Annotated in this window: 2 protein-coding genes; both read right to left on the bottom strand. The window is 48.7% G+C overall.

The window, feature by feature from the left end; translation table 11 throughout:
* Nucleotides 1-70: 70 nt before the first annotated feature.
* Nucleotides 71-1,981, bottom strand: a complete 1,911-nt coding sequence (locus AQR02_RS16420; RefSeq protein WP_054941399.1) for a beta-glucoside-specific PTS transporter subunit IIABC — start codon at nt 1,979-1,981, stop codon at nt 71-73.
* A 131-nt stretch (nt 1,982-2,112) separates the two neighbouring features.
* Nucleotides 2,113-2,789: PRD domain-containing protein (locus AQR02_RS16425; protein ID WP_245237511.1), on the bottom strand; the 677-nt coding region annotated here is incomplete at its 5' end.

A 2,789-nucleotide genomic window follows, 5' to 3' on the forward strand; every position in this document is an offset into this window, starting at 1 on the left:
AAATACCCGCTGTACCAGGCACCCGAACACCAGCAAATACTGGAATTCTCACTTTCTTCTATAAAATAATTTAAGCTTGCACAGTGTATAGGAGATCTTGTTCCTTCACAGATGTACGCCCCGAAGTCTTAATGGAATCGTACTCTTGAATATTTGTAATAATCACCGGCGTAATGGTGCTATAGCCTGCTTTTTCAATCTCGGCAAGGTCGAATTCCATCAGCAGGTCGCCGACGGCTACCTTTGTTCCAGCTGTAACCTTAGGCGAGAAATGCAGTCCTTTTAGCTTCACTGTATCTATACCGATATGAATAAGCATCTCAGCTCCGTTGTCACTGACCAGACCAATGGCATGTCCGCTCTTTGACAAGGAGAACACCGTGCCGTTGACAGGTGAAACTACCCGTCCCTCCGAAGGTTGAACCGCAAAGCCTTTACCCATGATTTCTTCTGAGAATGCAGGGTCATTCACTTCGCTTAGCAGCTTAACTTCACCTGTAATCGGGCTGTAGATGGCTTCACTAACCTTCGGCGCATGCTCTTCCTTCAGTTCAGCTGCAGAAAATGATGCACTAGCAGTAACAGTCGTGGCAGGAGCTTTTGCCGCTTCCACAGCAGTCTCAGGTTCATCTTCAAAGCCTAAAATGTAGGTTACAAGTGCCGCCACAGCAATACCGATGGCAAAGCCGATGATGGAATAGACAAAGGTTGCACCCAGAACCATTGGAATCCCGGACAATCCTGCCAGACCGCCAATGACATAAGCTTTTACTTTAAACAGACTCAGGAATGCTCCGCCTGCTGCTCCACCAATCAAAGCGGCAATGAACGGTTTTTTGAATCGCATATTCACACCGTACATCGCCGGTTCGGTAATCCCCATCATCGCAGTAACACTTGTTGAAAGTGCGAGCGGTTTAAGCTTGCTGTTCTTCGTTTTCAGATACACACCAAAGGTTGCACCGGCCTGGGCAAAGTTAGCGACCATCATGATTGGAATCATGTAGTCATATCCAAGGCTGGCAATGGAGCCGATCATAATCGGAATCAGAGCATAGTGCATTCCTGTAATGATCAGGAGGGACATCGTACCGCCCAGAAGCAGGCCTGCGAACAAACCGGTATTGTCAAACAGCCACGAGATCCCTCCGGTCAAACCGTTACCGATGATAACACCCAGCGGACCTACAGCAATCAGGGTTAACGGGACAATCACGAGAAGTGTAACGGTTGGAACTATGATCAGCTTAAGCGATGCATGGGTGATTTTATCAACCGCTTTTTCCACATAGGAGGCCAGCCATATCGCTATAACAATCGGAATAACCGACGAGGAATACGTTGCCGCAACAACCGGGAGGCTGGCAAAGGTAACCGGCTCGCCTGAGCCCAGCAAAGTCGTTATTGTCGGATGAAGAATTGCTGCACCGATCGCAGCGGCAATATACATATTGCTGCCCAGCTTACGGGCGGCACTGACCGCCAGAATGATCGGCAGGAAGTAGAATGCGCCGTCGCCGATGGCCGAAAGAATGACATAGGTTGAACTGGTGCTGCCCATCCATCCCGCAGCTACCAGCAGGGCTATAATCCCTTTGATCATCCCCGCGCCGGTGATAGCCGGCAGGATCGGTGTGAAAATACCGGAAATGAAATCGAGCACGCTGCTCAGCGGATTCTTTTTCTGCTTGGCACCCGCATCAGCGGAGCCGGAGCTTACTCTTCCGTCGGGAGCTCCCGACATATTCTTCACAAGCTCGTTATATACAACAGGAACATCGTTGCCGATGATAATCTGGAACTGGCCCCCGTTAATCATTACACCCATGACCCCTGGTGTCTTCTGCAGCGCGGCTTTGTCTGCCAGCTGATTGTCATTGAGGTTGAAGCGCAGGCGGGTCATACAGTGGGTCACCTGATCAATATTTTTTTCTCCGCCCACCAGCTGCAGTATTTCTTTGGAAAGTGCTGTTTTATCCATGATGATATGCTCCTTCAATTCTGAGTATGTGGTACAAAAAAAACCTAAACACCGAGTAGTGACGCGTTCTTGCCGTCCATACATTCAGCGCTTAGGTTTTGCCTACTTAAAGTAACAATCCCATATAGCTATTATTCTGTTGTCTGTTCGTTACGGACAATCCTTTCAATATGGATCGTCATATATAATATTTCTTCCTTTGATAAATTCCGCTTGTAAATTTTGCGGGTGTAATCCGCAATCTTCACTGCACAGGCATGTGCTGCCGGATATTGAACGCTGACGAGGTCATGCAGGGTATGATCCCTGTCCTTGTCATCCATCGGAGTTCCCTGCACCACCCGCTGGGCAAAAAACTTCAAATGCGTCAGAAACCGGTAGTAGCTTAAGGATTCCTCATCCAGCTCAATCATAAAGCTGCGTCTTACAATATTGAAGATATCCTTCACAATATTGGTCATGCTTACGGTTTCACGCATTTCTCCATTCAGCTGGGCATTCACCAGATGCATGGCAATGAAAGCGCACTCGTCTTCCGGCAGAAGCACACCCAGCCGTTCTTCAATAATTTGCAGTGTTTTAAGGCCGATCGAGAACTCTTTGCGGTACATTCTCTTGATCTCCCACAGCAGTGCATTCTTGATCTGCAGCCCCTGACGGTGACGGTCGATGGCGAAATGGATATGATCCGTCAGTGAGATATAGATGCTGTCGTGCAGCTTCTCGCCCAGCACCGTCTCCGCGTAGCGGATCACTTCATCAGAGCATTCCACATATTCCACCGGAATGTCCGACAGCAGTGTCATCA

Source organism: Paenibacillus ihuae (genome assembly GCF_001368795.1).
In the GTDB taxonomy this organism is placed as follows: Bacteria; Bacillota; Bacilli; order Paenibacillales; family Paenibacillaceae; genus Paenibacillus_AQ; species Paenibacillus_AQ ihuae.

What these genes read in the sequence shown, in the direction of transcription:
- AQR02_RS16420 (WP_054941399.1), bottom strand. Translation starts at nt 1,981, where the DNA reads ATGGATAAAACAGCACTTTCCAAAGAAATACTGCAGCTGGTGGGCGGA.